Here is a 24,697-nt window from a genome sequence, read left to right as displayed (position 1 = left end):
CGGCCGCAGCCCAGAGAGCTCAGGTGAACCGGATGGATCAGGTCAACGAGGCGAGCCGGACGCCCGGCTTCGCCCCCGACTCCCTGGTGCTGAACCGGAAACTGCCCCTCTGGTACCAGGTCTCGCAGTCCCTGCGCGCCTCCATACTGGGCCGCCCCCAGGACGCGTCGACGCGGCTGCCCACCGAGGAGCAGCTCGCCGCGCACTACGGCGTCAGCGTTCTCACCATGCGCCAGGCGCTCAAGGAGCTGGAGACCGAGGGGCTGATCAGCAGGCACAGGCGGCGCGGAACGTTCATCGAGCCGCGCGCCCGGCGGGTGTCGCCGGTCAGGCTGCTGGGGTCGATCGACGCCATCGTCGCCCAGCAGTCGGGCGAGCGGACGACCGTGCTCGGCCACGGCAGGGCGCCCGTCCCGGGTGATCTCGCCGAGTACTTCCCCGGCTGCCCCGAGGTCGTCAGCTACCGGCGGCTGCGCTGCGACGAGGGGACCGGGGAGCCCACCAACTGGGCGGAGAACGCGGTGCGTCCGGAGATCGCCGCCCGGATCGACGTGACCGATCTGGAGCGCTGGCCGATGACGAAGGTGCTGCGCGACGCCGTCGGCGTACGGATCTCCCGGATCACGGACACCGTCGAGGCCCGCCTCGCCGACCCCGTCACGGCCGAGCTGCTCCAGGTGCCGCTGCTCAGCCCGATCCTCCACTACACCGGCGTGACGTACGACGAGGACGGCACGGTGGTGGACGTGGCCCGCATCCGCTACCGGGGTGACCGCTTCGCCTTCTCCGTGACGGTGGACGCCCACTGACTCCGTGAGGTCCGCGCACCGGCGGCGGCGCGCGGCGGGCGGTCGTTACGATGCTGGGGCGGCGGACCTGGTGACGGGGAGGACGACACGGTGGCAGCACGGGCGGCGGCCATGGCGGGCGGGCGCGGAGCGCTCCCTCTGCTGGACGACCTCATGCCCTGGTCCGTGCGCCCGCTGAGAACGGGCCGCGCCTGGGTGACCGCCCCCGAGGCCGCCTCGCTCAGGGCCCGCTGGGACCTGCTCGTACGGGCCGAAGGCGCCGAGCGGGAGCGGCTGTTCGGGACGAGCCGTTCCCGTACGCCGATGACCCCGGCCGCCGCGCTGCCGGGCCGGTCCACCGGGACGAGCGCGTTCGCCCGGGACCCGGGGCCGTATCCCGAACCGGTGCGCATCCTGCACGGCCCCTTCGACGAGCAGTGGCTGATACCGGACCACCGGCTGCTGGACGCCGCGCGCCCCGAGCTGTGGCGGGTCGCCGACGGGCACCAGCTCTTCGCCGTGGAGCACGGCCATGTGCCGCAGGGCGCCGGTCCCGCGCTGTCCGCGACCGCGCTGCTGCCCGACGGTCACTCCCCCGCCGGGCGCCCTGGGCGGATACGCCCGCTCTACCGGCGGCCCGGCGGCCTCGAACCCAATCTCGCCCCCGGCCTGTCCGCCCTGCTCGCTGCCCGCTACGGGGCCCCCGTCACCGCCGAGTCCGTCCTCTGCTGGGCCCTCGCCGCCGCACTGCCCTCCCCTGCCGGGCCCCTGGTGCCCCTGCCGGCCGACGGGGACCTGTGGGCGGACGGCGTCGAGCTGGGCCGGGAGCTGCTGCGGCTGCACCTGCGCGGGGCGCGCGACGGGGAACGCCCCCGGCTGCCGGGCGGCCGTCGCCCGTATGTGCGGGCCGCGATCCCGGCCCGGCCGGACGGTCTGCGCTACGACGCCGCCGAGGAGACGCTGTTCCTCGGCGAGGGGCGCGTCTCGCCCGTGCCCCCGGGAGCCTGGGACTTCCGGGTCGGCGGAGTGCGCATGCTGGAGATCTGGTTCGAGCGGCGCACGGCGCCGGCCGAGGGCCTCGCGGCGGTCGGGCCCCGCGACTGGCCGCGCGAACGGACCTCGGAGCTGCTCGAACTGATCACCGTGCTCGCCCTGCTCGACGGCCTCGGGCCGCGCCGGGCGGCACTGCGTGACCGGCTGGAGGGGGCGGACGGACCGGACCGGGCGGACGCCCCGACCCGGGACGCGCTGCGCGCCGCCGGAGTGCTCCCCGTGCCCGCGGCGGCCCGGCGCCCCGCGTCCGTGCTCGACCACCAGGAGGAGGGCCCGGACGGGCAGTTCGCGCTGCTCTGACCGCCCGGTCACCGGCGCCCTGCGTGACAGGAGGGCCGCGTACACGGTAAGCACGCTCCTCATGAGCACACAGCCCCTCCCCCTGTACGGTGTCACCGTGGTGGCCGTCGAACAGGCGGTCGCCGCGCCCTTCGCCACCCGGCAGCTCGCCGACCTCGGCGCGCGGGTCGTCAAGATCGAGCGCCCGGACGGGGGCGACTTCGCGCGCGGCTACGACACCGCGGCGCGCGGGCTCGCCTCCCACTTCGTCTGGTGCAACCGGGGCAAGGAGTCCGTCGCGGTCGACCTCAAGGACCCGCGCGGCCTGGAGGTGGTGCGCCGGCTCGTGGCCGGGGCCGATGTGTTCGTGCAGAACCTGGCACAGGGGGCCGCGGCCCGGCTGGGCCTGGATGCCGCCACCCTCTGCGCCGCGCACCCCCGGCTGGTCGCCGTCGACATCTCCGGCTACGGCGCGGACGGTCCGTACGCCCACAAGCGGGCCTACGACATGCTCGTCCAGTGCGAAGCGGGCCTGGTGTCCGTCACGGGAACCCCCGGGGAGCCCGTGAAGGCCGGGATTCCCGCCGCCGACATCGCGGCCGGCATGTACGCCTTCTCCGGTGTCCTGGCCGCTCTGCTGAGGCGCGCCACGACCGGGCGCGGGGGCCCGGTGGAGATCTCGATGCTGGACTCGCTGGCCGAGTGGATGGGGCACCCGCTGCACCACGGGATGCACGGGGGCGGGACTCCGGCACGCACCGGGCTCGCGCACGCGGTCATCGCACCGTACGACGCCTACGCCACCGCCGACGGGGAGCGGGTGCTGCTCTCCGTGCAGAACGACCGGGAGTGGCGGCGGCTCGCGGAACAGGTGCTGGAGCGGCCCGGGCTGGCCGGCGATCCGGACTTCGCGACGAACACCGCGCGGACCGCCAACCGGGAGCGGACGGACGCGGTGGTGGCCGGTGCGCTCGCGGCGCTGAGCGGGGAGGAGGCGCTGGCGCGGCTGGACGCGGCGGGGATCGCCTGCGCGCGGCTGAACACGGTCGCGGACGTCGCCGCACATCCTCAGCTGGCCGCGCGGGACCGATGGCGGGACGTGACCACGCCCGTCGGCGAACTGCGTGCCCTGATGCCCCCGATCACGCTGCCGGGCGGAGCGCCGACGCCGATGGGTGCCGTACCGGCGCTGGGGGAACACACCGACGCAACGCTGCGCGCCCTGGGGATGACGGACGGGCAGACGGCAGCCTTGCGCCGGGACGGAGTGATCGTGGACGCGGCCCTGAGCGGAGGGCCGGACCGGTCGTGACAGCCTCCGGTCAGTGGCGGCTGCCGAAGAGCGAGCGCCGCAGCCGCCGCAGCGGGGCGAAGAGCGAGACACGCGCGCTCCTGCTCCTGCGGCTGTGCGCGGCGTCGCGCGAGGTGAGTTCGAGCATCAGCAGCGTCGCCTCGGCCGACTCGCGCTGCGGAACGGCGGGGCCGCCCAGCACTGCGAGATGGCGGTCGAGGCGCGAACTGGTCGCACCGCTCCCACATGTAATGGCAGGCACACGCGGCCTGCTGCGCACCGTTATCTGTTCCATGTCACTCCCCACCCGTACGAGGGCACCCGGCCCGGGCAGGTTAACCCTATCGTCCCCCGACTACACCCGTGTATCCCGGCCGCAGGATTGCACACCCGTGTACGGGGGTTGACGGCCCGTTACCGGACCCCGCCTGTTCCGGGCCGAAATGGGGGGATCAGCGGGGATCCGGCTGCTCGCGGCGCCCTCACCGGTTCACGGGGATGCGCGCGACCGGTACACGGAGATCCGCGCGCCGGGGCGCACGCCGGGGCTTCATCCGCCGACCGGTGGTTCGAAGTGCTTCCGTACGCCGCCCCTGATCCGCGGGGACGAGCCCGCCGGGAGGAGCCCCGGCACGGCGGGACCTCCTCCCGGCGGGATCGCTTCCCGCCGCTCCGGTCTTCGGGTCCCGGGCTCCGGGCGACCCGCCTCGGGTTCCGGTCAGGCCTTCGAGTTGAGGACGGGCAGATAGCCGCCCGACTGCCCTGCGGCAGTGGGGTGGTAGGACTCACCGATGTTCAGCCAGTTCACGCTGTGCAGCCAGGCGCTGCCCGAGCAGATCTCGTGCCCGGTGAAGGTCGTGGTGACGTCGCCGAAGGTGAAGCCGTGGTCGGCGGCGCGCTTGGCGGTGGCCGCGTTGAGGTAGTCGGCGGCGCCGTTGATGGCGGAACGCTCCTTCTCGCTCAGACCGGCGATGCAGCTGCCGGCGAGCTTGTAGAAGCGGGGGTAGCCGAGGACGACGACCCGCGCGGCGGGCGCCTTGGCGCTGATCGCCGTGTACACGGAGTCCAGCCGGCCGGGGAGGGTCGAGTCGACGTAGGCGCGGGCGGTGGCGATCCGGCTCAGACAGGTGGCTTCGGACTGCAGGACGCAGGTGGTCATCACGTCGGCGAAGCCCGCGTCGTTGCCGCCGATGGAGATCGAGACGAGGTCGGTGGAGGAGCTGAGCGTGCCGAGCTGACCGGCCGTCACATCGTTGGTCCTGGCTCCCGAGCAGGCCTTGAAGGAGAACGAGGCGGGGCTGTTGGCGGCGGCCCAGAGGGCGGGATAGGCGCGGGTGCTGCGCTTGCAGTCGCCGCTCGCGCTGTCGTAGCTGCCGGCGCCGACCCCGGAGGAGTACGAGTCACCGAGGGCGACGTAGTCGACGGCCGCGGATTCCTTGGCCTGGGCGACGCCGGCACCGGTCAGGGCGAGGACGGTGCCGAGCAGGAGAGAGGACGAGAACGCCACGAGTCTGGACATTTTCATGGGACCTCCTTGGGCAGGATCTCTGCCTACTCCGTGGTAGCAGTACGAGCCCGGGTCCCGGAAGTGTCCATGCCAAGAAGCTTGAACAAGGTCTTCTTGACGGGCTCGTGGCGTTGCGTCACATTGAAATCCGGCATCCGGCGCACCGGGGGGCAAAGTCGCCAATGCGGATCATCACCGATGAGAAGGGGACAGCAGAGGCGGACGCGCCGCACGTTCCGCCGGGCGGTGCGGCGGCGGCAGGGGTGCGTGCGATTCCGGCTCTCGCGGACCTCGATTCACCACCGCATGCGCCCTTTGCGCCGTTCCACCCCTTCGCGACCCGGTTGCCGCACTCCACGCCTGCCCGCCGGGCCCGGAGCAGGCAGGACGGCCGACCGTCCCGGCCACCGGACCGCCCGTCGTCGATCTCGCGGCGGCGCGCACCCCGGCGGCACCGGGCAGCAGGTCAGCACGGAATTCCGTCCTGATCATTCCCGTATTCACTCTGATCATTTTCCCGGCGGCGCGGCTCCCGGTGATCCGCAAAACGCGAGGGAATAGGAAGCATCAATTCCACGGCAGAATGTGACAGTTCCGTCAAAGTCCGGAAAAGCCGAGACCTCACCACAGGTCTTGGCATACAGTTCCCCTCGTTCATAACGTCGCGCATCCACTCGCAACGGCCCATCACGCAGCGGCTCCAGGGGAGGGCTCAGGCAGCCGCGGTGGATACCGGAGCGGTGCGCGTCAGGGGGGTGCCGCGCCAAGCGGCCGTGCTCGTTCGAGCCGGTCGCCGTGCGGCCAGTTGTGCCAGCTCATCCAGCCTGCTCGGAGCGTGGCTCCGCCATGGCCGGAATGAGGACCCCCCTTTCGAACCGGACCTTTATCCGGACGGCCCGGGGGCGGGCCGTCCACCGGACGAGAGGGAAACGACTCATGAGTTCAGTTCTGCCTTCCTCGACCAGATCCGCCACCGAAGAGACCGAAGTCGCTCGAATGGAGAGCGAATACCGACCGATCTCTTCCCATCTCGCGATAGCGCCGCCGGTAAGTGTCGTGATCCCCGCCATGAACGAGGCGGAGAATCTTCCCCATGTGTTCAAGACCCTGCCCGACTGGATTCATGAAGTCGTGCTCGTCGACGGGAATTCCACCGACGACACCATCCGGGTCGCCCGTGAACTCAGGCCGGACGTCGTCGTCGTGAAGCAGGTCGGCAAAGGCAAGGGCGACGCCCTGATCAGTGGCTTCGCCGCCTGCACCGGCGACATCATCGTGATGGTCGACGCGGACGGCTCGGCGGACGGCGAGGAGATCGTCAGCTACGTCTCCGCGCTGGTCGGCGGCGCGGACTTCGCCAAGGGCTCGCGCTTCGCCAACGGCGGCGGCACGGACGACATGACACCCGTCCGCAAGCTCGGCAACCGGGCGTTGTGCACGGTGGTCAACCGCAAGTTCGGGGCCCGCTACACCGACCTCTGCTACGGCTACAACGCCTTCTGGAAGCACTGTCTGGACAGGATCACCCTGGACTGCACCGGCTTCGAGATCGAGACCCTGATGAACATCCGGGTGGTCAAGGCGGGTCTCCGCGTCCAGGAGGTGCCCAGCCACGAGTACAACCGCATCCACGGGGTGAGCAATCTCAGCGCGGTGCGCGACGGGCTCCGGGTGCTCAGGGTGATCCTCCGGGAGAAGCGGGTACGCCGGGTCCGCCGCCCGGCGGCACTGCCCGCCGTCATCGGCCGGGGGCGGGCCCTGTGAGCAGGCGCGGCTTCTCCGTGGTCATCTGCGTCTACACCGAGGAGCGCTGGGAGGACATCCTCGCGGCCGTCCGTTCCGTACGGGAGCAGTCCCTCCCCGCGGAGGAGATCCTGCTGGTGGTGGACCACAACAGTCCACTGCTGGACCGCCTTTCCGAGGAGTACGGGGACTCCTCGGATGTGCGGGTGCTCGCGAACGCGGGTCCCCGCGGCCTCTCGGCGGGCCGCAACACGGGCATCGCCGCGTCCCGGGGCGGCTTCGTCGCGTTCCTCGACGACGACGCGGTCGCCGAGCGGGACTGGCTGCGCCACTTCGAGAAGGGCTACGACGATCCGGGGGTGATGGCCGTCGGCGGCCGGACCCTGCCGTCCTGGGCCTCGGGCCGCCGGCCCGCATGGTTCCCGGAGGAGTTCGACTGGGTGGTCGGCTGCACCTACCGGGGGCTGCCGCCCGGCACGGTCAGGGTCCGCAACGTCCTCGGCGGCAACGCCTCGTTCCGGCGTACGGCCTTCGACGCGGCGGGCGGCTTCGCCACCGGCATCGGACGGAACGGTGACAGGCGCCCGCTGGGCGGCGAGGAGGCCGAGCTGTGCATCCGGCTCACCCGCGCGCTCCCGGGGGCGGTGCTGCTGATCGACGACCGCGCGGTGATCCACCACAAGGTCCCGGCGCCCAGGGAGCGGTTCGGCTACTTCCGTACGAGGACCTACGCCGAGGGGCTCTCCAAGGCCCTCGTGTCCCGGAGCGTCGGGGCGGCCCGGGGTCTCGAGTCCGAGCGCCGCTACACCACCCGGGTGCTCCCTGCCGGGGTGCTGCGGGGCCTGCGGGACGGTCTGCTCGGCCGTCCCGGCGGGGCGGGCCGCGCGGGTGCCATCGTGACGGGGGTGCTCGCCGCGGCGGCCGGCTACGCCGTGGGCAGCGTCCGGGCCCGGCGCGACGGCACGTCCTTCGCCGTACCGGGGGCCCGCCCGGCGGCGGTCGTGGGTGAGGAGGTGCGGTGAGTCCGCCGGACGGCGCCGTGCCGATCCTGATGTACCACGCCGTCAGCCGCCGCCCGGCCGATGCCGTGTACGGCCTGTCGGTGTCGCCCGGCGCGTTCCGGACGCAGATGGAGATCCTCGCCGGGCGGGGGTACACCCCGCTGACCACGGCGGCGCTGGGCGAGTGCTGGCGCACGGGGCGGCCCCTGCCGTCCCGTCCGGTGCTGATCACGTTCGACGACGGTTACGAGGGGGTGCACCGGCACGCCCTGCCGGTGCTCGCCGAGCACGGTTTCGCGGCGACCGTCTTCGTCACCACGGGCTGGCTGCGCGGGACGTACGACGAGGGAGGCGCCCTGGACACCATGCTCGACTGGGGCCAGGTGCGCGAACTCGCGTCCACGGGTGTGGAGATCGGCGGCCACAGCCATACGCACCCGCAGCTGGACCAGCTCGGCGACGCGGCACTGCGGGTGGAGGCCGTGCGCTGCCGGGAGATCGTCGGCGCCGAACTGGACGCGCCTCCGGTCTCCTTCGCCTATCCCTACGGCTACTCCAGCCGCCGGGTGAGACGGTCGGTCAGGGCGGCGGGCTTCGCGCAGTCCCTCGCCGTGGGAAACGCGCTGGCCCGCCGCCGCCAGGGGCCGTACGCCCTGGAGCGGGTGACCGTGCGCCGGAGCACCGGGGCCGCCGAGTTCGCACGGCTGGTCGAGGGCCGGGATGTCGCCCGTACGTTCGCGGCCGACCGGGTGCTCACCAAGGGGTTCGCCGTCGTACGCGGCGCACGCCGGGCGCGGCGGAGGCTCGCCGCGCCCGGGGCGGCCGCGGGCCGGGGCTGATCCCGGAGGGCCGGGCGGGCGCGGGTGCCCGTCCGGCCCTCCGGCTGGTCTCCTCCGCGGGCTCGCGAAACCTGGGTGCGCGGGGTGCCGTGGTGTCGGATCATGGGCGCCATGTCTGCCAACCCCGAATCCGCTCTGCCGATCCGGCTCAACGTCGACGACAGCGATTCGCCGTCGGACGTCGTGGACGCACTGTTCCTGGGCCGCTTCGCGACGGGCGAGCAGCCCTATTCGCACAGCTCCTCCCTCGACCGGGTCAAGTCGGGTGCGACCCTGCTGCCCTCGGCGGCCAAGGTGCTGCGCGCCGCACGGGACGACGACCGCAGCGCGACGCTCGCCGAGGGCGACGGATGGACGCTGCTGGTCTCACGGTGGAACCGCGGCGCCGATGTGACCGTGACGGCGACCAGCTCCGAGCTGGCCGAGAAGGTGCTGTCCGAGGCCACCGACGGCGCACAGGACGAGCCGGAGCCGCAGCCCGAGAACGTGACCATGGGCTTCTGGTACGTCTCGCCGCGCCGCGGGCCGCACCGCACCACCCGGCAGATCGCCGCGGGCACCTGGGACGAGGTCCGTCCCAACTACACCGCTCCGGTGGCCGACGCGATGGACCGGCTGATGAAGGTCACGCCCGACGACATCGCCGGCCGGCTGCTCCTGCTGCACGGCCCGCCGGGCACCGGCAAGACCTCGGCGCTGCGTACCCTCGCCCGGTCCTGGCGCGACTGGTGCCAGGTCGACTGCGTGCTGGACCCGGAGCGGCTCTTCAACGACGTCGGCTATCTGATGGACATCGCCATCGGTGAGGACGACGGTTCGGCGAAGGGCCGGTGGCGGCTGCTGCTCCTGGAGGACTGCGACGAGCTGATCCGCGGCGAGGCGAAGCACACGGCCGGGCAGGCGCTGTCCCGGCTGCTCAATCTGACGGACGGTCTGCTGGGTCAGGGCCGGAACGTGCTGGTGGGCGTGACGACCAACGAGGACCTGGAACGTCTGCACCCCGCGGTGGTCAGGCCGGGCCGGTGCCTGGCCCGCATCGAGGTCGGCCCGCTGACCCGTGCGGAGTCGGTCTCCTGGCTGGGCACGGAGGAGGGGCTCGGCCGGGAGGGCAGCACGCTCGCGGAGCTCTTCGCGCTGCGGCGCGGCAACGCCCCCGCGTCCGTACCGAAGCAGGACGCGGGGGCGGACGCGGGGCTGTACCTGTGAGCGGCCGGGCTGCCGGGCGTCAGCTCCCGTAGGCCGCCCGTACGGCGTCCTCGGCGAGGGCCAGCGCGTCGGCACGGGACAGACCGAGGCGCCGGGCCTGTTCGGCGTACTCCTGGGCCGCCGTCGCCGCGTGGCGGGCGGCCGCGTCGCCCGCGGCGGCGATGAAGGTCCCGTTGCGCCCCCGCGTCTCGATCACCCCGTCGGTCTCCAGCGCGCGGTAGGCCTTGGCCACGGTGTTGGCGGCGAGGCCCAGTTCGCCCGCGAGGCCGCGCACGGTCGGTAGCCGGTAGCCGACGGGCAGGGCACCGGACCGGGCCTGTTCGGAGAGCTGGGCGCGCAGCTGCTCGTACGGGGCGGTGGCGGAGTCCGGGTCAACGGCGATCTTCAGGGTCACGCGCCGATTCTCTCGCACCCCGCGTGGCGCGACCCGTGGCGCCGCCGGAAATTCGGAGGCGGCCTGGCCGCGCACCGCGTTAGCGTCCGGCCCATGACCGTTCTCGTGCGTGACTTCCTGCCCGGCGACGCGGATGACTGGGTACGGGTGCGGCGTGCCGCGCTCCCGTTCATGGTGACGACTCCGGAGCAGGTCCTGAGCGATCTGGCCAACTCCCCTCCGGACCGGCGTTTCCGGCTCCTGGTCGCCGAGGAGGACGGCGAGATGATCGGCACCGCGCAGGTGGGGATCTCCCACGAGAGCACGGAGCCCGGCCAGGGGTTCTGCAATCCGTATGTGCTTCCGGGCAGGACGGGCCGGGGCGCGGGGTCGCTGCTGGTGCGGACCGCCGAGGAGCATCTGACCGCTGCCGGTGCGAGGGCCGTGTACAGCTGGGTGCTCGACGAGCCGGCGAACCGCGCGTTCGCCGAGAAGCGCGGTTACGCGCCGCGCAGGCAGGCTCACTTCTCCCGTCTCGACCTGGCGAACGGCACGCTGCCGCCGCTCCCGGAACTGCCCGCCGGGGTGGAGCTGCGCACGGGCGCCGACTTCGAGGACGATCCCCGGCCGCTGTTCGAGGCCGACGCGGAGGCAACGGCGGACGAACCGAGCGACGTCCCGGTGGAGTTCTCCGACTACGAGGGCTGGCTCAGCATGACCTGGCGGGCGCCCGGCCTGGACCACGAGCTCACCTCGGTCGTCGTGGTCGACGGGAAGGTCGCGGCGTTCAGCGTGGCGCAGACCGACGGCCGCACCCGCTACTGGTCGGGCATGACCGGCACCGTGCGTGCCTTCCGCGGACGAGGTCTGGCCAAGCTCGCCAAGAACGACTCGCTGCACCGCTCGCGGGCCGCCGGATACACCGACGCCTACACGGGCAACGACGCCGGCAACACCCCGATGCTGGCCATCAACCGGGGGTTCGGTTACGAGATCTGCGCCACGGAGGTACGTCATGTCCGCGAACTCGTCTGACTCCCCGGCCACGGTGACGGTCGCCCTGGTCAAGGCCGGCCGCACCAAGATCCGCTACCCGGCCGAGCAGGTGCGCGACGACGGGGCCCGGATCACCGTCCGCGCTCCCTGGGCGGCCCCCGGGGTCCGGGACTTCGGCTTCGTACGTTTCGAGCCGGGCGATGTCTTCACCGAGCACTACTGGCGCGACCGGTGGTACGCCGTGAAGGAGGTCCGCACCGGTGAGGGGGAGCTGAAGGGCTGGTACTGCGACATCACCCGGCCCGCCGTGCTGCGTGGCGCGGAGCTCCTGGTCGAGGACCTGGATCTCGACCTGTGGGTGTCGGCGGACCGCTCGTCCGTACTGCGTCTGGACGAGGACGAGTTCGAGGAGAGCGGCCTCGCCGACCGCGACCCGGCGGCGGCCGAGGCGGCCGTCCGGGCGCTGGACGAGCTGGAACACCTGGCCCGCACCGAGGGTCTGGCTGGGCTGGTGCGCTGATCCGGGCCCGGCTCAGCTCCTCTCGGCCGTCCAGCGGCGCATCCGGACGGTGAGGGCGGCGACATGGGCGGCGGCCGCCGTCTGGGCGGTGGGCGCGTCCCCCGCGTCGATGGCGGCCAGAATGGTGCGGTGTTCCCGCAGGGCGAGTTCCCTGTTGTGCTGCGAGGACCAGAGGGCCGAGCGGTAGAGATGGGCCTGGGCGTCGAGGCGGTGCAGGGCGTCGCTGAGGGCGGTGTTGGCAGCGAGCGCCCGGATCGCGGTGTGGAACTCCAGGTCGAGAGCGGCCTCGCGCTGCGGGTCGGGGGCCTCGCCGAGCAGCGCCTCCTGCTGTGCGACGAGCGCTTCGAGGACGGCGACATCGCTCGTACGGGCGCGGAGCGTGGCCTCCCTCGCCGCCAGGCCGTCCAGCACCTCGCGGACCTGGAGCACGGCGAAGACGGACTCCTGGTCGAGCTGGGCGACCTTCGCTCCGGCGTGCGGGATGTGCACGGCGAGGCCGTCGTAGATGAGGCGCTGGACCGACTCGCGTACGGGGCTGCGGCTGACGTCCATCTCGGCGGCGAGCGCGGGGACGCTGAGCGGGGCGCCGGGGACGAGGTCGCCGCCGAAGATCCGGTCCAGCAGGCGCTGGTAGACCGCGTCGGCCAGGAGTTCGCCGCTGTCGAGGGTCATGGTTCTCCTGGGCGCGGTGCCGGCCGCCGGGCGTGCGGGTCTGCGTCCCGGCGCCGGGACGGTGGGTGCCGGTGTGGTGGTCATGCGGGGTGGTCGTCCCTCACGTTCCGGGGCCGAGCATAGTGCGCCCGGCCGGCTGACGGGTTGCGTGGCCCTGCGGGCTCGCGCGCCGGGCTGTAGGTTGCTGTCGCTCATCGGAACCAGTGACCCGGGGGACTCTCATGGAACGACCGCCCGACCGCGCCGCGTCGGTCCTGCGCTTCTCCGCCGAACTCGTCGCCTGGGTCGCGACCCCCTGGGCACTGGCCGCGTACTCCTGGGTCCTCGCCGTCGTGGCCGTCCTCCTCCTGATCGGTCTGCCCACGGTCTTCTCGACCCCCGGCGACAAGGCGCAGGTGATCGTGGCGGTGCCGGGCCCGGTCACGGTGCTGCTGGTCCTGCTCCAGCTCGCGGCGGCCGTGGTCTTCGCGTGGCTGGCCTGGCCCGCCTGGGCGGCGGTCCCGGTGTCCGTGCTGGCGGCCTCGGTGCTCGTCACCGAACAGCCGCGGTGGCGGTGGCTGTTGTCACCGGATCGCACGGGCTGACGGCTGGCGGCTGGCGGCTGGCGACACGGTCTCAGCGGCGGTCGCCCGAGCTGTGCCAGCGGCCCACGACGGCCTGTGAGGCGAGCGTGAAGACGGTGTACACCGCGATGCCGAACAGCGAGGCGAGCGCGATCGCGGCGATGAGGTCCTCGGAGCGCAGGGTCGCCCGGTAGGTGTCGAGCAGGGTTCCGATGCCGGGCTCCCCCTTGGCGAAGAACATGTCGCCGAGGATGGCGCCGATGACGACCTGCCCGGAGGCGATGCGCAGCCCGGTGAACACCGAGGGCAGCGCGGCGGGAAGTTCGAGGCTGACGAGGCGGCGGAGCCTGGAGGCCCGGCCGAGGGTGAAGAGCTCGTGCAGGCCCCGGTCGACGGAGCGGAGGCCGAAGTGGGTGTTGGTGATGACGGGGAACAGCGCGATCATCACGCAGACGATGACCCGGGAGCCGGTGCCGAAGCCGAACCACAGGCCGATGAGCGGGACGATCGCGAGGACGGGGATGACCTGGAGCATGACGGCGTACGGGTAGACGAGGCGTTCGACCCACCGGGCCTGGTTCATGAGTGAGCCGGTGCCGATGCCGATCAGTGCGGCGAGGACGAAGCCGATGGCGGCGATCCTGGCCGTCACCCCGAGGGCCTGCAGCATGGGTTCCAGATGGACGGGATCGGCGAGTGACCTGGAGACCACCTGGTGCGGGGGCGGGAGCAGAAAGCGCCGGGCGGGGTCCAGGAGCAGATAGCTGACGGCGTACCAGACCCCGATGCCGAGGGCCAGGGCGAGCGCGGGCACCGCGACGGCGGCGAGGGCCCGGCGCGCCCGGGAGGGTGAGCCGGGGGCGGCGGCCGGGGCTTCTTCGGAGGGGCGCGCGGTGAGATTACCGGCCGGCTTCCCGGTGGGCTTCTCGGAGGGCTCTTCGGCGGCCCGTTCGGCGGAGGGCGCGGGTGCCGTGCCGGTGGGGGCGGCTGTGCTGGTCATCGGACCTCCTGGAGCAGTGCGGAGACGGCCGCGACGTGTTCGACGTAGCGCGGGTCGTAGCGGAGTTCGGGGCCCCGGGCAGCGGGCAGGTCGATGTCGACGACCGCGGCGATCCTTCCGGGGCGCGGGGACATGACGACGACGCGCTGGGCGAGCAGGACGGCCTCGGCCACGGAGTGGGTGACGAACAGGGCGGTGAACCGGCTCTGTTCGTACAGGCGCAGGAGCTCGACCTGCATGTCCTGGCGGGTGAGTTCGTCGAGGGCGCCGAAGGGTTCGTCGAGCAGCATCACATCGGGGCGGAGCACGAGGGCCCGGGCGAGCGAGACGCGCATGCGCATACCGCCGGAGAGTGCGCGGGGCAGCTGGCCGGCGAAGTCACCGAGGCCGACGGCGTCGATGACGGCGTCGACGCGCGCCTCACGTTCCGCCTTCGGGACCTTCGCCAGCCGGGCGAGCAGGCCGATGTTGCGCCTGACCGTGCGCCAGGGCAGGAGCGTCGCCTCCTGGAAGACGAATCCGACGGAGGAGGTGTCCAGGGCGACGGAGCCGGCGGTGGGCTTCTCCAGTCCGGCGGCGAGGCGCAGCAGGGTGGATTTTCCGCAGCCGGACGGTCCGACGATGGCGGTGAACTGGCCGTCCGGCACCGCGAGGGTGACGTCGTCGAGCGCCTGGGTGCCGGTGGGATAGCGGACACCGACGTGGTCGAACGAGACCCGTACCCCCTTCATCAGATGGCTGGCGTCCACGTTCCGCAGGGTGTCGACGAGGTGCACGGGCTCTCCGTTCTGCTGGTGGCGGGGTCCCGGCGCCACCGGGGAGACCGGGGCGCCGGAATGTCTGCCAGTCTGGAACTGCATGTAACCCGACACAAGAAGACTCGCGTTAACTTCTCGTGACGCGGCCGCCCAGATCCCAGATAATCCCAAGTTGAAGCGAGATACGAGCTCACCGGGCGACCAACACTCGCCTCCGAGACAGAACATGCAATCAACTTTCCAGAACGACAGAATCCAACTGGTTGCATGTAATGACGTCGTAACAGGGTTCGGCCACAGTGGCGCATCGAGGCAGTCGGTCACTCCCCTGCCGACCGCGACCTCGCCCCCCGGCGCATCCGAATCCCGCCCCTTCCGGCGCGACCTTCCCTGGAGAACCGCATGAGGCCCATGACGTTCCGCCGCTTCGGCGCACTCGCCCTCGCTCTCGGCCCGCTCCTGGCCGCCACGGCCTGCGGAGAGGGAGGCGGCGGCTCGGCCACGGCGTCCGTCGACATCGCGCCCGCCGCGGCGGCCGACCGGCTCGACGGGGTCTGTCCCTCCACCGTCGTCGTCCAGCTCCAGTGGCAGCCCCAGTCCGACATGGGCGCGCTCTTCGAGATGCTGGGCCCCGGTTACCGGGTCGACAGCTCCGACAAGTCCGTGACGGGCCCCCTGGTGGCGGGCGGCAAGGACACGGGCGTCGATCTGACGCTCAAGGCGGGCGGACCGGCCATCGGCTTCCAGTCCGTGCCTTCCCAGATGTACGCCGACGACTCCGTGCACCTCGGTCTCGTCCACTCCGACCAGCTCATAGCGGCCTCGGGCACCCAGCGCGTCGTGGGTGTCACCCCGCTGCTCAAGTACAGCCCGGCGATGCTGATGTGGGATCCGTCGGCGCATCCGGGGCTGACCCTCGGCTCGCTGGCCGGCTCGGGGGCGACGGTGCTGGTCTCCAAGGACCAGTTCTACCCGGACTGGCTGGTCGCGAAGGGCCTGGTGAAGAAGAAGCAGCTCGACACCGGCTACGACGGCAACCCGGCCCGCTTCGTCGGCGACCCGGAGGTCGTCCAGCAGGGCTTCGCGAACTCGGAGCCGTACACCTACGAGAAGGAGACGCCGGCCTGGGGCAGGAAGGTGGGGTTCCAGCTCCTGAAGGACGCGGGCTACGACATCTACGCGTCCAACCTCACGGTCCGCGCCGACCGGCTGGAGAAGCTGGCGCCCTGTCTGGAGAAGCTGGTCCCGATCGTGCAGAAGGCGGGCGCCGCCTACATCGGCTCCCCGAAGGCCGCGAACAGGACCATCGTCGACGTGGTCGCGCAGGACAGCTCCTACTCTCCGTACACCCAGGGCGAGGCCGACTACAGCGCGGCGTTCCTGAAGGACGAGGGCCTGATCGCCGAGGAGGCGGACGGTTCGCTCGGGACGTACGACATGAAGCGCGTGGCCTCGTTCGTCGGTGAACTCGCGCCGGTGATAAGGGAGAAGGGGTCCGCCGTGCCGACGGGGCTGAAGCCCGGGGACGTCTTCTCCGACGCCTACACCGATCACTCCGTCGGCATCGGCTGACCCCGGATCCGCACCCCGTCCCCTCACGCCGGGGTCCGTACCGCGCGAACCGCGCGGGCACGGGCCCCGGCGCCGGTGCGCGCGGCTCTTCCCGGCCGTCCCGGCTCTTCGCGGCTCTTCGCGGCTCTTCGCGGCTCTTCGCGGCTCTTCGCGGCTCTTCGCGGCGATCGTGCGCATGGGCCTTCCGTGGCCGGGGCACGCGAGAAGGCCCCGCGGCGGTGGTCCTCGGGGACCACGTGCCGCGGGGCCTTCACCCACCGGGCCGTATACGGCCGGGGGTCAGTCGCGCGGGGCGCCGGCGAAGTTCGCTGCGATGCGCTGCTTGATGTAGTCGCCCGCCGTGATCGGCGGGTACAGCCCCTGCGGGCTCTCGATGAGCACGTCCCGGTCCGCCTGCGCGAAGTAGGCGATGGACTGGCGTGCCCCGTGGTCGTCACCCGGGCCGGGCGCCTTGACCCGGTGGAAGTTCGACGGCAGCCGGTCGTCGCTCCACCGCATCAGCATGTCCCCGATGTTGCAGGTGATGGCGTCGGCGGTGGCGGGTACCGGGGTCCACTCCTGGGCGTCGCGCTCGGCGCCCGGGCAGACCTGGAGGCCGCCCTGGCCCTCCCGCTGGAAGAGGAGGGTGAGGCAGTCGAAGTCGGTGTGGGCGCCGGCCCGCCACCACACCCCGGAGCCGTCCGGGGCCTTCGGCGCCTCGAAGTAGTGGAGCAGGCGCAGCGTCGACTGGTGTCCGGCGCTGAGCGGATCGTGGGCGCGGGCGAAGAAGTCCCGCTCCATGCCGAGCCGGTCGGCGAAGCAGGACAGCACCCGCATCGCCACCTCCCGGCAGTGCGACTCGAAGGCGAGGACGGTGTCGCGGAAGCCGGCCGCCTCCTCGTCGGCGGGCCACAGCCCTTCCATGCGCGGCCGGGTGAGCTGGTACGACTCCTTCTCGTCGGGGATGCCGACCGACGGCCGCACCTGGCTGCGGTGTTCCCAGCCCGCGTTCGTGCCCGGCGCCATCGTGTACCGCTGCTTGGTCGCGGCGGGCAGGGCGAAGAACGCCGCCGCGGCCTCGAAGGCGGCGTCGGTCTCCTGCGGGGTGATGCCGTGCCCGGTGATCTGGAAGAACCCGATGTCGGTGGCGGCCTCCCAGAGCTGGTCGGTGATCTCGGCGCGCCGCTCCTCGAAGCCGGTGAGGTCGATACGGCGGATCTCGCGTCGTGCGGTCTCCGCGCCGAGCCCGCCCATCGCCGACTCCCGGTCGAGTTCGACCATGGCGGCGGTGGCGGGTCCGGGCGGAGCGGTGTGCTGGGTGTCCTGTCCCATCGCGGTGTCTCCCTGTGCGCTGCTCGCGGATGTGGGTGCGAGGTGCAGTCACCGCCCCTGCTCCTCGTCCGCAGCCGGACGGGACCGGTTGCCCGGGTCCGTACGGGACCGCGGCTGCGCCTGCCGGAGGCCATGAGGGCCGGGAACCGGGGGCGCGGCTGGCACGACCTGGGTCGTACGCGATGGGTCCGAGCCTGCCCGGAGCGTGTTGCGGACGCGTATCGGCGCGTTACGCACATGTTCCGATCCGGCGGCGGTGACGCGTCGCGGGCGCGCAACGGGGCGGAAACAAAAGGTGTCTACCGTCGGGGCCACACCGGTCATGGCTGCAACGGCCGGTGTGCGCCGCCACCCCGCGCGGGAACCTCGCCGGGCGCCGGCTTCGCGAACCAGCCGTCCCTTCCCCTGCGTCGATTCGAGGAGGAGCGATGGCACACGGCTGCCTCGTCCCGTACCCCGCCCGCCCCGGGCACCGCACCGCTCGCGGCCATGAGGGGGTGGCGCCGTGACGCACATCGACCTCGTCACCGACGTCACCGTGTGGAGCCGGGGCGCGTGGCTGCCCGGGCAGGACGTGGAGATCGCGGACGGCAGGGTCGCCGCGCTCCGGCCCACCGGCAGCGTGCCCGTACCGGAGGGAGCGCGCGTCCTGGACGGTTCGGACGGCCATCTGATCCCTGGGCTCGTGAACACGCACACCCATCTCCACCAGGCCCGGATGCGCGGCATCGGTGAGGGGCAGCCGCTGCTCGCCTGGCTGCACCTGGTCGGTGAGGAGACCGTGGACCTCACCCCCGAGCAGGCGTACACGGCCGCCGCGGCGGCGGCGCTGGAGGCACTGCGCAGCGGGACCACCGCCCTGGTCGAGCACATGTGGCCCCACCCCTCGACCGAGGTCCACGACGCCGTGCTGCGCGCCCTGGACGACTCGGGCATCCGCGCCGTGCTCGGCCGGGGTGTGTGCGACCGGCCCGACCCGACCCGCCGCTGGGGCATGGACCCCCGGCTGATGCAACCTCTCGACGAGGTCTTCACGCACACCGACGCGCTCGCCGCGGCCGCGCGCTCCACCCGGATCGGTGTCGGCCTCGCGGTCCCCAACCCGCGCACGCTGACACCTCACGGCATGCGGGAGGTACGGGCGTTCGCCGAGGAGCGTGGCATGCCGGTCTCCCTGCATCTGCTGGAGACCCCGACCGACGAGGTCATGTGCCGTGAGCACGCGGGGCTCGGCGCGGTGGAGTATCTGGCGGAGTCGGGCTTCCTCTGGGACAGGCTGCTGGCGGTGCACTGCGTCGAACTCGACGCGGCCGGGCAGCGGGCCCTCGCCGCGCACGGCGTGGCCGTCTCCTACAACCCGCTCAGCAACATGCGGCTGGGCAGCGGCATCGCTCCGGTCCCGGAATTCCTCGCGGCGGGCCTCCGGGTCGGCATCGGCGTGGACGGTGCGGCGAGCAACGACACACAGGACGCGATGGAGGCCCTGCGGATCGGTTCCTACCTCCAGCGGGCCTCCCGCCGCCAGGCCGATCTGCTGGGTTTCGAGGAGATGATCGCGATCGGTACGGACGGGGCCAACGCCGCCCTGGGGCTGGAGTCCAGGCCGCTCGGGATCGTGCCGGGTGTGCAGGCCGACCTGGTGCTGCACCGCTTCTCCCGCGACTACGCGGTGCTCCCGGTGCGCGATCCCGGCGCGACCTTGCTGACCTGTGCGGGGGGCCGGACCGTCGCGGCGGTGCTCGTCGACGGGGAGGCCGTGGTCGTCGACGGGCGCAGCACCCGGATCGCGGAGGAGGACCTCGTCGCGAGGCTGCTCGGGAGCGCGCCCGTGCCGGTGGGCTGACCCGGCCCGGGGGCGTACGGGCGGGGCGCCCTCAGGGGGCGACCAGCTCCACCTCGTATCCCGCGGTGTTCTCCAGGCACGCCGTGTGGTGCCCGCTGCTCTCCTGCGGGCGGGCTCCGGGCACGAGCGGGCGCCAGCCGTGTGCGGGGGCGCGCGCCACCAGGGCGTCGAGGGTGGCGCGGTCCTCGACGTGGAACGCCAGGTGGTTGAGGCCCGGGCGCAGCCGGTCGTGGGTGGTGTCCGTGAGGTCGGGTGAGCGCTCGGCCACCACATAGGTGTCGCCGCGCCGCCAGCTGCGGCCGTGCGCCCAGTGCTGGTACGGGACATGGCCGAGCTCGCCCAGCAGCCAGCCCCACTCCGCCTCGGCCTGGGCCAGGTCGGGCACCCACAGCTCGATGTGGTGCACCCGGCCGGTGCGGGGTCCCGCGACCGGCAACGGAACGACGCGGCGCGGCCCGCTCGGGGCGTGGGCGACGGGGTCGCCGTCCTCGTGCCAGTGGATCAGGAAGCGCTCCTGCGCGCGGTAACCGTCGAGTGCGGCGCGGCAGTACGCCACCATGTCGTCCGGCAGCGCGTCCAGGGGGAACCAGGCGAGCTCGGAGCACTTGTCCGGCTCCGCGTTGCGGGGCGGGCGCGAAGGATCGTGGTCCGCCTCGAAGAACCAGCCCATCCTGGGGTTGCCGCCCGGGCCCCTGTGCTGCATGACCAGGGCGACCCGGAGCTCGTCCGGGTCCAGCTCGACGCCGATCTCCTCGGCCGCCTCCCTGATCATCGCCTCCCGGACGTCCTCGCCGTCCTCCGCGTGGCCGGAGGGGGCGTGGAGCAGCCCGTCGGCGTATCCCGTGCCGTCGCGCCGGGCGAGCAGCACGTCCGGGCCCCGGCGCAGGATCAGGTGGACGTCGACGACCTCCCTGTGCCGGCGCGGGGGTTCGGCGCGGGCGACCAGGGCGTACCGCTCGTCGTCGACCTCCTTGCCCCAGAGCAGCGGGTCGCCGGAGAGCGGCTCGTGGTGGACGCGCTCGGTGTGCGCGGCGAGGAGTTCGGTGAGGCGGGCGGCGGAGAGCCCGGTGCCGTTCCACACGCCTTCGATCAGCACCAGCCGCCCGCCCGGCCTCAGCAGCGAGAACCAGTGCCGGAGGACGGCCTCGGGGTCGGGCAGCAGCCACACCACGTGCCGGGCGAGAATCACGTCGAACCGCTGCTTGCCGACGGGAGGGTGCCCCGCGTCGCCGACGAGCACCTCGGTGCCGGTGCCGGCCAGCTTGGCCCGCGCCTGCTCCACCATGCGCGGGGACCGGTCGACGGCAGTGACGCGGTGTCCCTGCCCGGCGACGAGCAGGGAGAGGCTGCCCGTACCGCATCCGAGGTCGAGGACCGCGGAGCGCGCGGCGGGCAGCCAGGTCTCCATCCTCCGGGCCCAGGCGCTGCGGACCACGGGGTCGAGGAGCCCGTGGTCGGGCTCGTCGTCGAACGATTCGGCGGCGGCGTCCCAGTCGGTCGTGGTCATACCGACGATTGTCGCAGCCGCCGCCGACAGTCCGTCACGCCTTGTTCCGTCCCCTCACCCTGCTCACCAGCGGCCAGAGCAGGATCAGGACGACGATCACGTACACGGTCACGGAGAAGGGGGTGTCGACCAGACCGCTCACACGTCCGTCGCTGATCTGGAGGGCGCGCCGCAGCTGCTGTTCGGCGGACGGGCCGAGGATGACGGCGATGATCGCGGGCAGCACGGGAAGCCCGTACCGCCGCATCCCGAAGCCGATCAGACCGATCACCAGGAGGATCACCAGGTCGGCGGCCTCCCCGCCGACCGCGTACGCGCCGACGGCGGCGAAGAACAGGATGCCCGCGTAGAGATAGGGGCGCGGGATGCGCAGCAGCTTCGCCCAGACCGGCGCAAGGGGCAGGTTCAGCGCGAGCAGCAGCACCATGCCGACGAAGAGCGAGGCGATCAGCCCCCAGACCAGCTCCGGTTCACGCTCGAAGAGGAGCGGGCCGGGCTGGATGCCGTACTGCTGGAAGGCGGCCAGCATGACGGCGGCGACGGCCGTGGTGGGCAGGCCGAGGGTGAGCATGGAGACCAGGGTCCCGGCGGCGGACGCGGAGGCCGCGGACTCCGGTCCCGCGACGCCCTCGATGGCGCCCTTGCCGAATTCGTCCCGGTGCTTGGAGAGCCGCTTCTCGGTGACGTACGAGAGGAAGGTCGGGATCTCCGCGCCGCCCGCCGGGATCGCGCCGAACGGGAAGCCGATGAAGGGGCCGCGCAGCCAGGACTTCCAGGTGCGCCGGACGTCGGACCTGCCGAGCCAGGGGCGGCCCACGGGAATGGGCCTGCCCGTGGTGCGGCGCAGATGGGCGGCGACCCAGAGTGCCTCGCCGATGGCGAAGAGGCCGACCGCGACGATCACCACGTCGATGCCGTCGGCCAGTTGGAGCGAGCCGAAGGTCATCCGCTGCTGGCCGGTCATCTGGTCCAGGCCGACGAGGCCGATGGTGAGGCCGATGAGGAGGGAGGCGAGGCCGCGGATCCGTGAGGAGCCGAGGACGGAGGTGACGGCGATGAAGGCCAGCACCATGATCGCGAAGTAGTCGGGCGCGCCGATGTCGACGGCGAGCGAGGCGACGGTCGGGGCGAGGACGACCAGCAGGATCGTGCCGATCATGCCGCCCGCGAAGTGTCCGATGGCCGCGGCGGCGAGCGCCTGGGCGCCGCGTCCGGCCTTCGCCATCGGGTTGCCCTCGATCGCGGCGACGACGGCCGCGCTCTCCCCGGGGGTGTTGAGGAGGATCGAGGTGGTGGAGCCGCCGAACATCGCGCCGTAGTAGATCCCGGCGAACATGATGAAGGCGCCGGTCGGTTCGAGCCCGTACGTCACGGGAAGCAGCAGCGCCACGGCCATGGCGGGTCCGATGCCGGGCAGCACGCCGATCGCGGTGCCGAGGAGCACGCCCAGCGCGGCCCAGAGCAGGTTGACGGGCGTGAGCGCCGTACCGAAGCCGTCGATCAGGGAGTTGAGGGAATCCACGGGTCAGAGCACCCCCATCAGCGGGCCGCCCGGGAGGGGCACCCCGAGCAGGTTGTCGAAGACGAAGTAGGTCGCGAGGGAGAGTCCGGCCGCGATCAGCGGGTCGCGGTCGTGGTGGCGGCTGCCCAGTGCGTAGGCGGAGCCCCAGAAGAGCAGGGCGCCGGAGACGGGGAAGCCGAGCGGGCCTATGAGGACGGCGAAGGCGAGGAAGACGCCGGTGAGGAGGGCGACGGTGCGCCGGTCGGCGGGTTCGGCGAGGTCGACGTCCTCGCCTCCCTCCGCCTCGCCGCGACCGCCGCGCAGGACGTCGACGGCCAGCAGCACGGCGACGGCCAGCAGTCCGGTGCCGACCACGACGGGGACGGTCCTGGGGCCGACGGGGCCCCGCTGGGTGATGTCCACGCTCATCGTGAGGGCGTCGGTCAGGACGAGGACGCCCAGCACGAGCAGGATGACGCAGACGCCGAGTTCGGAGTGCTCGCGCAGCCAGGCGCGGGCGGTGCCGGGCCGGGGGGAGGTGCTCGGGTCGTTCACAGTCCCAGCTCCTTGAGGACGGTGGCGACACGGCGGTCCTGGCCGTCCAGGAAGTCACCGAAGTCGTCGCCGGTGAGGAAGGCGTCGTCCCAGCCGTTCTTCTTCATGGAGTCGCGCCACTGCTTCGAGTCGTGGAGTTCGCTCACCAGCCCGATCAGCTTGTCCCGTTCGGCGTCGGAGAGTCCGGGCGGGGCGACGATGCCGCGCCAGTTGGTGAATTCGGTGTCGAGTCCGGCCTCGCGGAGGGTGGGCGCGTCGAGGCCCGGGACCCGCTTCGGCCCGGTGACGGCGAGCAGCCGCAGCTCACCGGCCTCGATCTGGTCGAGGTATTCGCCGACGCCGGAGACGCCGAAGCCGACCTTGTCGCCGAGGATCGAGGCGAGCAGTTCGCCGCCGCCGTCGAAGGGGATGTAGTTGACCTGCCTGGGCGCGATCCCGGCGGCCTTCGCCATCAGCATCGGCGCCAGGTGGTCGGGTCCTCCGGGTGAGGAACCGCCGCCGACCGGGATCTTTCCCGGGTCCTTCTTCCAGGCGGTGAGCAGCTGGCCGATCGTCCTGTACGGGGAGTCCTTGGCGACGACGACGATGTCCTGCTCCTCGGTGAGCCGGGCGATCGGGGTCGTGTCGGCCAGGGTCCTGGGCGACTTGTTGGTGTGGACCGCGCCCACGACGCCGAGGCCCATGGACATGGCGAGCTTGCCGTTGCCGTGCTCGGCGGCGAGCCGGGTCACCCCGACGGTGCCGCCCGCACCAGGCAGGTTGAACACCTCGATGCCGTGGGTGAGTCCGGCGTCCTCGGCGTTCTTCGCCGCGGTGCGCGCGGTGATGTCGTAGCCGCCGCCGGGTGTGTTGGGGACCATGAGGCGCAGTCCCGGGATCTGCGTGCCGGTGTCGGAACCGCTGCCGGTGGAGAGCAGCGGCGGCCCGACGACCACCAGCAGCGCTGCCCCGAACAGGGCGAGTGGAGTGCGCAGTCGCACCGGATGCCGCCTTTCGAGCTGGGTGGGGACGGATGTGAGGTGGCCCACATGTTGCCTGCGCGTAAACGGGCTGTCGCCGTTCCGGAACCAATGGACGTTGTGGTCGTTGTGGTCGCGCCCTACCGTGTCCGGCGTGACGAAAGTGCTGGTGGTGGACGACGACTTCATGGTCGCGAAGCTCCACAGCCGCTACGTGTCCGCAATGGACGGTTTTACGGTCGTCGGCGTGGCCCACACCGGCACCGAGGCCCTGCGCGCGGCCCGGCTGCTGCGCCCCGACCTGGTCCTGCTCGACATCTACCTCCCCGACATGGACGGGATCCAGGTGCTGCGGGAGCTGCGGGCGGAGGAGGAGCGGGGCGGGGCCGGGCACAGCGCCGACGCGCTCTTCATCACGGCGGCCCGCGACGCCGGGGTGGTCAGGGCCGCCCTGCGGGCCGGCGCCCTGCACTATCTGATCAAGCCCTTCCACCGCACGGCCCTGCAGGAGCAGTTGCAGCACGTGGCCTCGCTGCGCAACCGTCTGGACGCCTTGGACGAGGCGTGCCAGGAGGCCCGCCAGGAGGACGTGGACCGCATCTTCGGCACCCGCCCCCCGGGCTCCCGCGAGCTCCCCAAGGGCCTGGCGGTCCGCACCGCGGAACTGGTGGAGCGCGTCCTGCGGGAACACCCGGCGGGCCTGTCCGCCTCCGAGTGCGCCGAGGCGGGCGCCCTGTCACGGGTCAGCGCGCGCCGCTACCTGGAGTACTTCGCGGAGACGGGCCGCGCCGAGGTGTCGCTGCGCTACGGCGGGACGGGCCGCCCCGAGCGGCGCTACCGCGCGGTGTCCTGAGCGGCCC

At 72.5% G+C, this 24,697-nt stretch carries 24 protein-coding genes; 13 read left to right on the top strand and 11 right to left on the bottom strand.

The window, feature by feature from the left end; translation table 11 throughout:
- The first annotated feature begins 32 nt into the window (after positions 1-32).
- The 3 genes from AMK10_RS28670 (at position 33) to AMK10_RS28660 (ending at position 3,432) form a co-directional block, all read left to right on the top strand.
- Complete coding sequence (locus tag AMK10_RS28670) at positions 33-809, top strand: GntR family transcriptional regulator (RefSeq protein WP_241839709.1); 777 nt, start codon at positions 33-35, stop codon at positions 807-809.
- Between the two features lie 90 nt (positions 810-899).
- A complete protein-coding gene (locus tag AMK10_RS28665; RefSeq protein WP_073751258.1) occupies positions 900-2,141 on the top strand; it encodes a type ISP restriction/modification enzyme in 1,242 nt (413 codons plus the stop codon).
- A gap of 61 nt (positions 2,142-2,202) precedes the next feature.
- Positions 2,203-3,432 (top strand): CaiB/BaiF CoA transferase family protein, encoded by a 1,230-nt coding sequence (locus tag AMK10_RS28660; protein WP_073751256.1) that lies wholly within the window; start codon positions 2,203-2,205, stop codon positions 3,430-3,432.
- Positions 3,433-3,442: 10 nt separating this feature from the next.
- Here the strand turns inward: AMK10_RS28660 and AMK10_RS28655 are convergent, their stop codons facing one another.
- The gene (locus tag AMK10_RS28655) at positions 3,443-3,706 is read right to left on the bottom strand and encodes a hypothetical protein (protein ID WP_073751254.1); all 264 of its coding nucleotides are present in this window, start codon (positions 3,704-3,706) and stop codon (positions 3,443-3,445) included.
- A 423-nt stretch (positions 3,707-4,129) separates the two neighbouring features.
- The gene (locus tag AMK10_RS28650; protein WP_073751252.1) at positions 4,130-4,936 is read right to left on the bottom strand and encodes an SGNH/GDSL hydrolase family protein; all 807 of its coding nucleotides are present in this window, start codon (positions 4,934-4,936) and stop codon (positions 4,130-4,132) included.
- A gap of 978 nt (positions 4,937-5,914) precedes the next feature.
- Between AMK10_RS28650 and AMK10_RS28645 the strand changes: the two genes are divergently transcribed.
- The 4 genes from AMK10_RS28645 to AMK10_RS28630 all read left to right on the top strand — a co-directional run bounded on the left by AMK10_RS28645 (position 5,915) and on the right by AMK10_RS28630 (position 9,707).
- Entirely contained in the window at positions 5,915-6,682 is a 768-nt protein-coding gene (locus AMK10_RS28645; RefSeq protein ID WP_073751250.1) for a glycosyltransferase family 2 protein, read from the top strand.
- Positions 6,679-7,683, top strand: a complete 1,005-nt coding sequence (locus tag AMK10_RS28640; RefSeq protein ID WP_241839708.1) for a glycosyltransferase family 2 protein — start codon at positions 6,679-6,681, stop codon at positions 7,681-7,683. Before AMK10_RS28645 ends, AMK10_RS28640 begins: the two co-directional genes overlap by 4 nt.
- Before the next feature lie 29 nt (positions 7,684-7,712).
- A complete protein-coding gene (locus AMK10_RS28635) occupies positions 7,713-8,501 on the top strand; it encodes a polysaccharide deacetylase family protein (protein ID WP_073751982.1) in 789 nt (262 codons plus the stop codon).
- 111 nt (positions 8,502-8,612) lie between these two features.
- Positions 8,613-9,707, top strand: coding sequence for a DUF5925 domain-containing protein (locus tag AMK10_RS28630; protein ID WP_073751978.1), 1,095 nt, complete (start codon positions 8,613-8,615; stop codon positions 9,705-9,707).
- Positions 9,708-9,726: 19 nt separating this feature from the next.
- Here the strand turns inward: AMK10_RS28630 and AMK10_RS28625 are convergent, their stop codons facing one another.
- A complete protein-coding gene (locus AMK10_RS28625) occupies positions 9,727-10,101 on the bottom strand; it encodes a GntR family transcriptional regulator (protein ID WP_073751248.1) in 375 nt (124 codons plus the stop codon).
- A 93-nt stretch (positions 10,102-10,194) separates the two neighbouring features.
- Here AMK10_RS28625 and AMK10_RS28620 point away from each other — a divergent pair, with 93 nt between their 5' ends.
- Positions 10,195-11,115, top strand: coding sequence for a GNAT family N-acetyltransferase (locus AMK10_RS28620; RefSeq protein WP_073751246.1), 921 nt, complete (start codon positions 10,195-10,197; stop codon positions 11,113-11,115).
- Positions 11,096-11,596: a DUF402 domain-containing protein gene (locus AMK10_RS28615; RefSeq protein WP_073751244.1), complete on the top strand. Its 501-nt coding sequence runs from the start codon at positions 11,096-11,098 to the stop codon at positions 11,594-11,596. Before AMK10_RS28620 ends, AMK10_RS28615 begins: the two co-directional genes overlap by 20 nt.
- A 12-nt stretch (positions 11,597-11,608) precedes the next feature.
- On the opposite strand, the gene AMK10_RS28610 is transcribed toward AMK10_RS28615, so the two are convergent.
- Positions 11,609-12,268, bottom strand: coding sequence for a GntR family transcriptional regulator (locus tag AMK10_RS28610; protein ID WP_073751242.1), 660 nt, complete (start codon positions 12,266-12,268; stop codon positions 11,609-11,611).
- 221 nt (positions 12,269-12,489) lie between these two features.
- Here AMK10_RS28610 and AMK10_RS28605 point away from each other — a divergent pair, with 221 nt between their 5' ends.
- The gene (locus tag AMK10_RS28605) at positions 12,490-12,852 is read left to right on the top strand and encodes a hypothetical protein (RefSeq protein WP_073751240.1); all 363 of its coding nucleotides are present in this window, start codon (positions 12,490-12,492) and stop codon (positions 12,850-12,852) included.
- A gap of 31 nt (positions 12,853-12,883) precedes the next feature.
- Here AMK10_RS28605 and AMK10_RS28600 read toward each other — a convergent pair whose 3' ends face one another.
- Both AMK10_RS28600 and AMK10_RS28595 read right to left on the bottom strand, forming a co-directional pair.
- On the bottom strand, positions 12,884-13,831 hold the full coding sequence (locus AMK10_RS28600; protein WP_079180905.1) for an ABC transporter permease: 948 nt from the start codon (positions 13,829-13,831) through the stop codon (positions 12,884-12,886).
- Positions 13,828-14,691 (bottom strand): ABC transporter ATP-binding protein, encoded by an 864-nt coding sequence (locus AMK10_RS28595; protein WP_241839707.1) that lies wholly within the window; start codon positions 14,689-14,691, stop codon positions 13,828-13,830. Before AMK10_RS28595 ends, AMK10_RS28600 begins: the two co-directional genes overlap by 4 nt.
- A gap of 300 nt (positions 14,692-14,991) precedes the next feature.
- On the opposite strand from AMK10_RS28595, the gene AMK10_RS28590 reads away from it, so the two are divergent.
- Entirely contained in the window at positions 14,992-16,161 is a 1,170-nt protein-coding gene (locus AMK10_RS28590; RefSeq protein WP_073751236.1) for a nitrate ABC transporter substrate-binding protein, read from the top strand.
- Between the two features lie 279 nt (positions 16,162-16,440).
- Here the strand turns inward: AMK10_RS28590 and AMK10_RS28585 are convergent, their stop codons facing one another.
- Entirely contained in the window at positions 16,441-17,472 is a 1,032-nt protein-coding gene (locus AMK10_RS28585) for an isopenicillin N synthase family dioxygenase (protein ID WP_073751234.1), read from the bottom strand.
- 505 nt (positions 17,473-17,977) lie between these two features.
- Here AMK10_RS28585 and AMK10_RS28580 point away from each other — a divergent pair.
- Complete coding sequence (locus AMK10_RS28580) at positions 17,978-19,315, top strand: amidohydrolase family protein (RefSeq protein ID WP_073751232.1); 1,338 nt, start codon at positions 17,978-17,980, stop codon at positions 19,313-19,315.
- A 31-nt stretch (positions 19,316-19,346) separates the two neighbouring features.
- Here the strand turns inward: AMK10_RS28580 and AMK10_RS28575 are convergent, their stop codons facing one another.
- From AMK10_RS28575 to AMK10_RS28560, 4 genes are read right to left on the bottom strand one after another with little or no spacing between them, the layout of a single operon-like run.
- A complete protein-coding gene (locus tag AMK10_RS28575) occupies positions 19,347-20,822 on the bottom strand; it encodes a trifunctional class I SAM-dependent methyltransferase/NUDIX hydrolase/VOC family protein (protein ID WP_073751230.1) in 1,476 nt (491 codons plus the stop codon).
- A 34-nt stretch (positions 20,823-20,856) separates the two neighbouring features.
- Positions 20,857-22,344, bottom strand: coding sequence for a tripartite tricarboxylate transporter permease (locus tag AMK10_RS28570; RefSeq protein ID WP_073751228.1), 1,488 nt, complete (start codon positions 22,342-22,344; stop codon positions 20,857-20,859).
- Between the two features lie 3 nt (positions 22,345-22,347).
- On the bottom strand, positions 22,348-22,878 hold the full coding sequence (locus tag AMK10_RS28565; protein WP_073751226.1) for a tripartite tricarboxylate transporter TctB family protein: 531 nt from the start codon (positions 22,876-22,878) through the stop codon (positions 22,348-22,350).
- Positions 22,875-23,858, bottom strand: coding sequence for a Bug family tripartite tricarboxylate transporter substrate binding protein (locus AMK10_RS28560; RefSeq protein WP_073751974.1), 984 nt, complete (start codon positions 23,856-23,858; stop codon positions 22,875-22,877). The genes AMK10_RS28565 and AMK10_RS28560 overlap by 4 nt, the downstream gene beginning before the upstream one ends.
- A 133-nt stretch (positions 23,859-23,991) precedes the next feature.
- Between AMK10_RS28560 and AMK10_RS28555 the strand changes: the two genes are divergently transcribed.
- On the top strand, positions 23,992-24,690 hold the full coding sequence (locus tag AMK10_RS28555) for a response regulator (RefSeq protein WP_073751972.1): 699 nt from the start codon (positions 23,992-23,994) through the stop codon (positions 24,688-24,690).
- Positions 24,691-24,697: the final 7 nt, after the last annotated feature.

The sequence above is a fragment of the Streptomyces sp. CB02058 genome (assembly GCF_001905505.1).
Lineage (GTDB): Bacteria > Actinomycetota > Actinomycetes > Streptomycetales > Streptomycetaceae > Streptomyces.
This window is presented reverse-complemented; position numbering and strand designations above follow the sequence as displayed.

Bases quoted from the DNA above. Each gene is read 5' to 3' on its own strand.
- AMK10_RS28590 (WP_073751236.1), top strand. From the start codon at position 14,992: ATGAGGCCCATGACGTTCCGCCGCTTCGGCGCACTCGCCCTCGCTCTC.
- AMK10_RS28595 (WP_241839707.1), bottom strand. From the start codon at position 14,691: ATGCAGTTCCAGACTGGCAGACATTCCGGCGCCCCGGTCTCCCCGGTG.
- AMK10_RS28635 (WP_073751982.1), top strand. From the start codon at position 7,713: ATGTACCACGCCGTCAGCCGCCGCCCGGCCGATGCCGTGTACGGCCTG.
- AMK10_RS28655 (WP_073751254.1), bottom strand. From the start codon at position 3,706: ATGGAACAGATAACGGTGCGCAGCAGGCCGCGTGTGCCTGCCATTACA.
- AMK10_RS28615 (WP_073751244.1), top strand. From the start codon at position 11,096: ATGTCCGCGAACTCGTCTGACTCCCCGGCCACGGTGACGGTCGCCCTG.
- AMK10_RS28630 (WP_073751978.1), top strand. From the start codon at position 8,613: ATGTCTGCCAACCCCGAATCCGCTCTGCCGATCCGGCTCAACGTCGAC.
- AMK10_RS28650 (WP_073751252.1), bottom strand. From the start codon at position 4,936: ATGAAAATGTCCAGACTCGTGGCGTTCTCGTCCTCTCTCCTGCTCGGC.
- AMK10_RS28575 (WP_073751230.1), bottom strand. From the start codon at position 20,822: ATGACCACGACCGACTGGGACGCCGCCGCCGAATCGTTCGACGACGAG.
- AMK10_RS28670 (WP_241839709.1), top strand. From the start codon at position 33: ATGGATCAGGTCAACGAGGCGAGCCGGACGCCCGGCTTCGCCCCCGAC.
- AMK10_RS28605 (WP_073751240.1), top strand. From the start codon at position 12,490: ATGGAACGACCGCCCGACCGCGCCGCGTCGGTCCTGCGCTTCTCCGCC.
- AMK10_RS28620 (WP_073751246.1), top strand. From the start codon at position 10,195: ATGACCGTTCTCGTGCGTGACTTCCTGCCCGGCGACGCGGATGACTGG.
- AMK10_RS28645 (WP_073751250.1), top strand. From the start codon at position 5,915: ATGGAGAGCGAATACCGACCGATCTCTTCCCATCTCGCGATAGCGCCG.
- AMK10_RS28610 (WP_073751242.1), bottom strand. From the start codon at position 12,268: ATGACCCTCGACAGCGGCGAACTCCTGGCCGACGCGGTCTACCAGCGC.
- AMK10_RS28600 (WP_079180905.1), bottom strand. From the start codon at position 13,831: ATGACCAGCACAGCCGCCCCCACCGGCACGGCACCCGCGCCCTCCGCC.
- AMK10_RS28585 (WP_073751234.1), bottom strand. From the start codon at position 17,472: ATGGGACAGGACACCCAGCACACCGCTCCGCCCGGACCCGCCACCGCC.
- AMK10_RS28660 (WP_073751256.1), top strand. From the start codon at position 2,203: ATGAGCACACAGCCCCTCCCCCTGTACGGTGTCACCGTGGTGGCCGTC.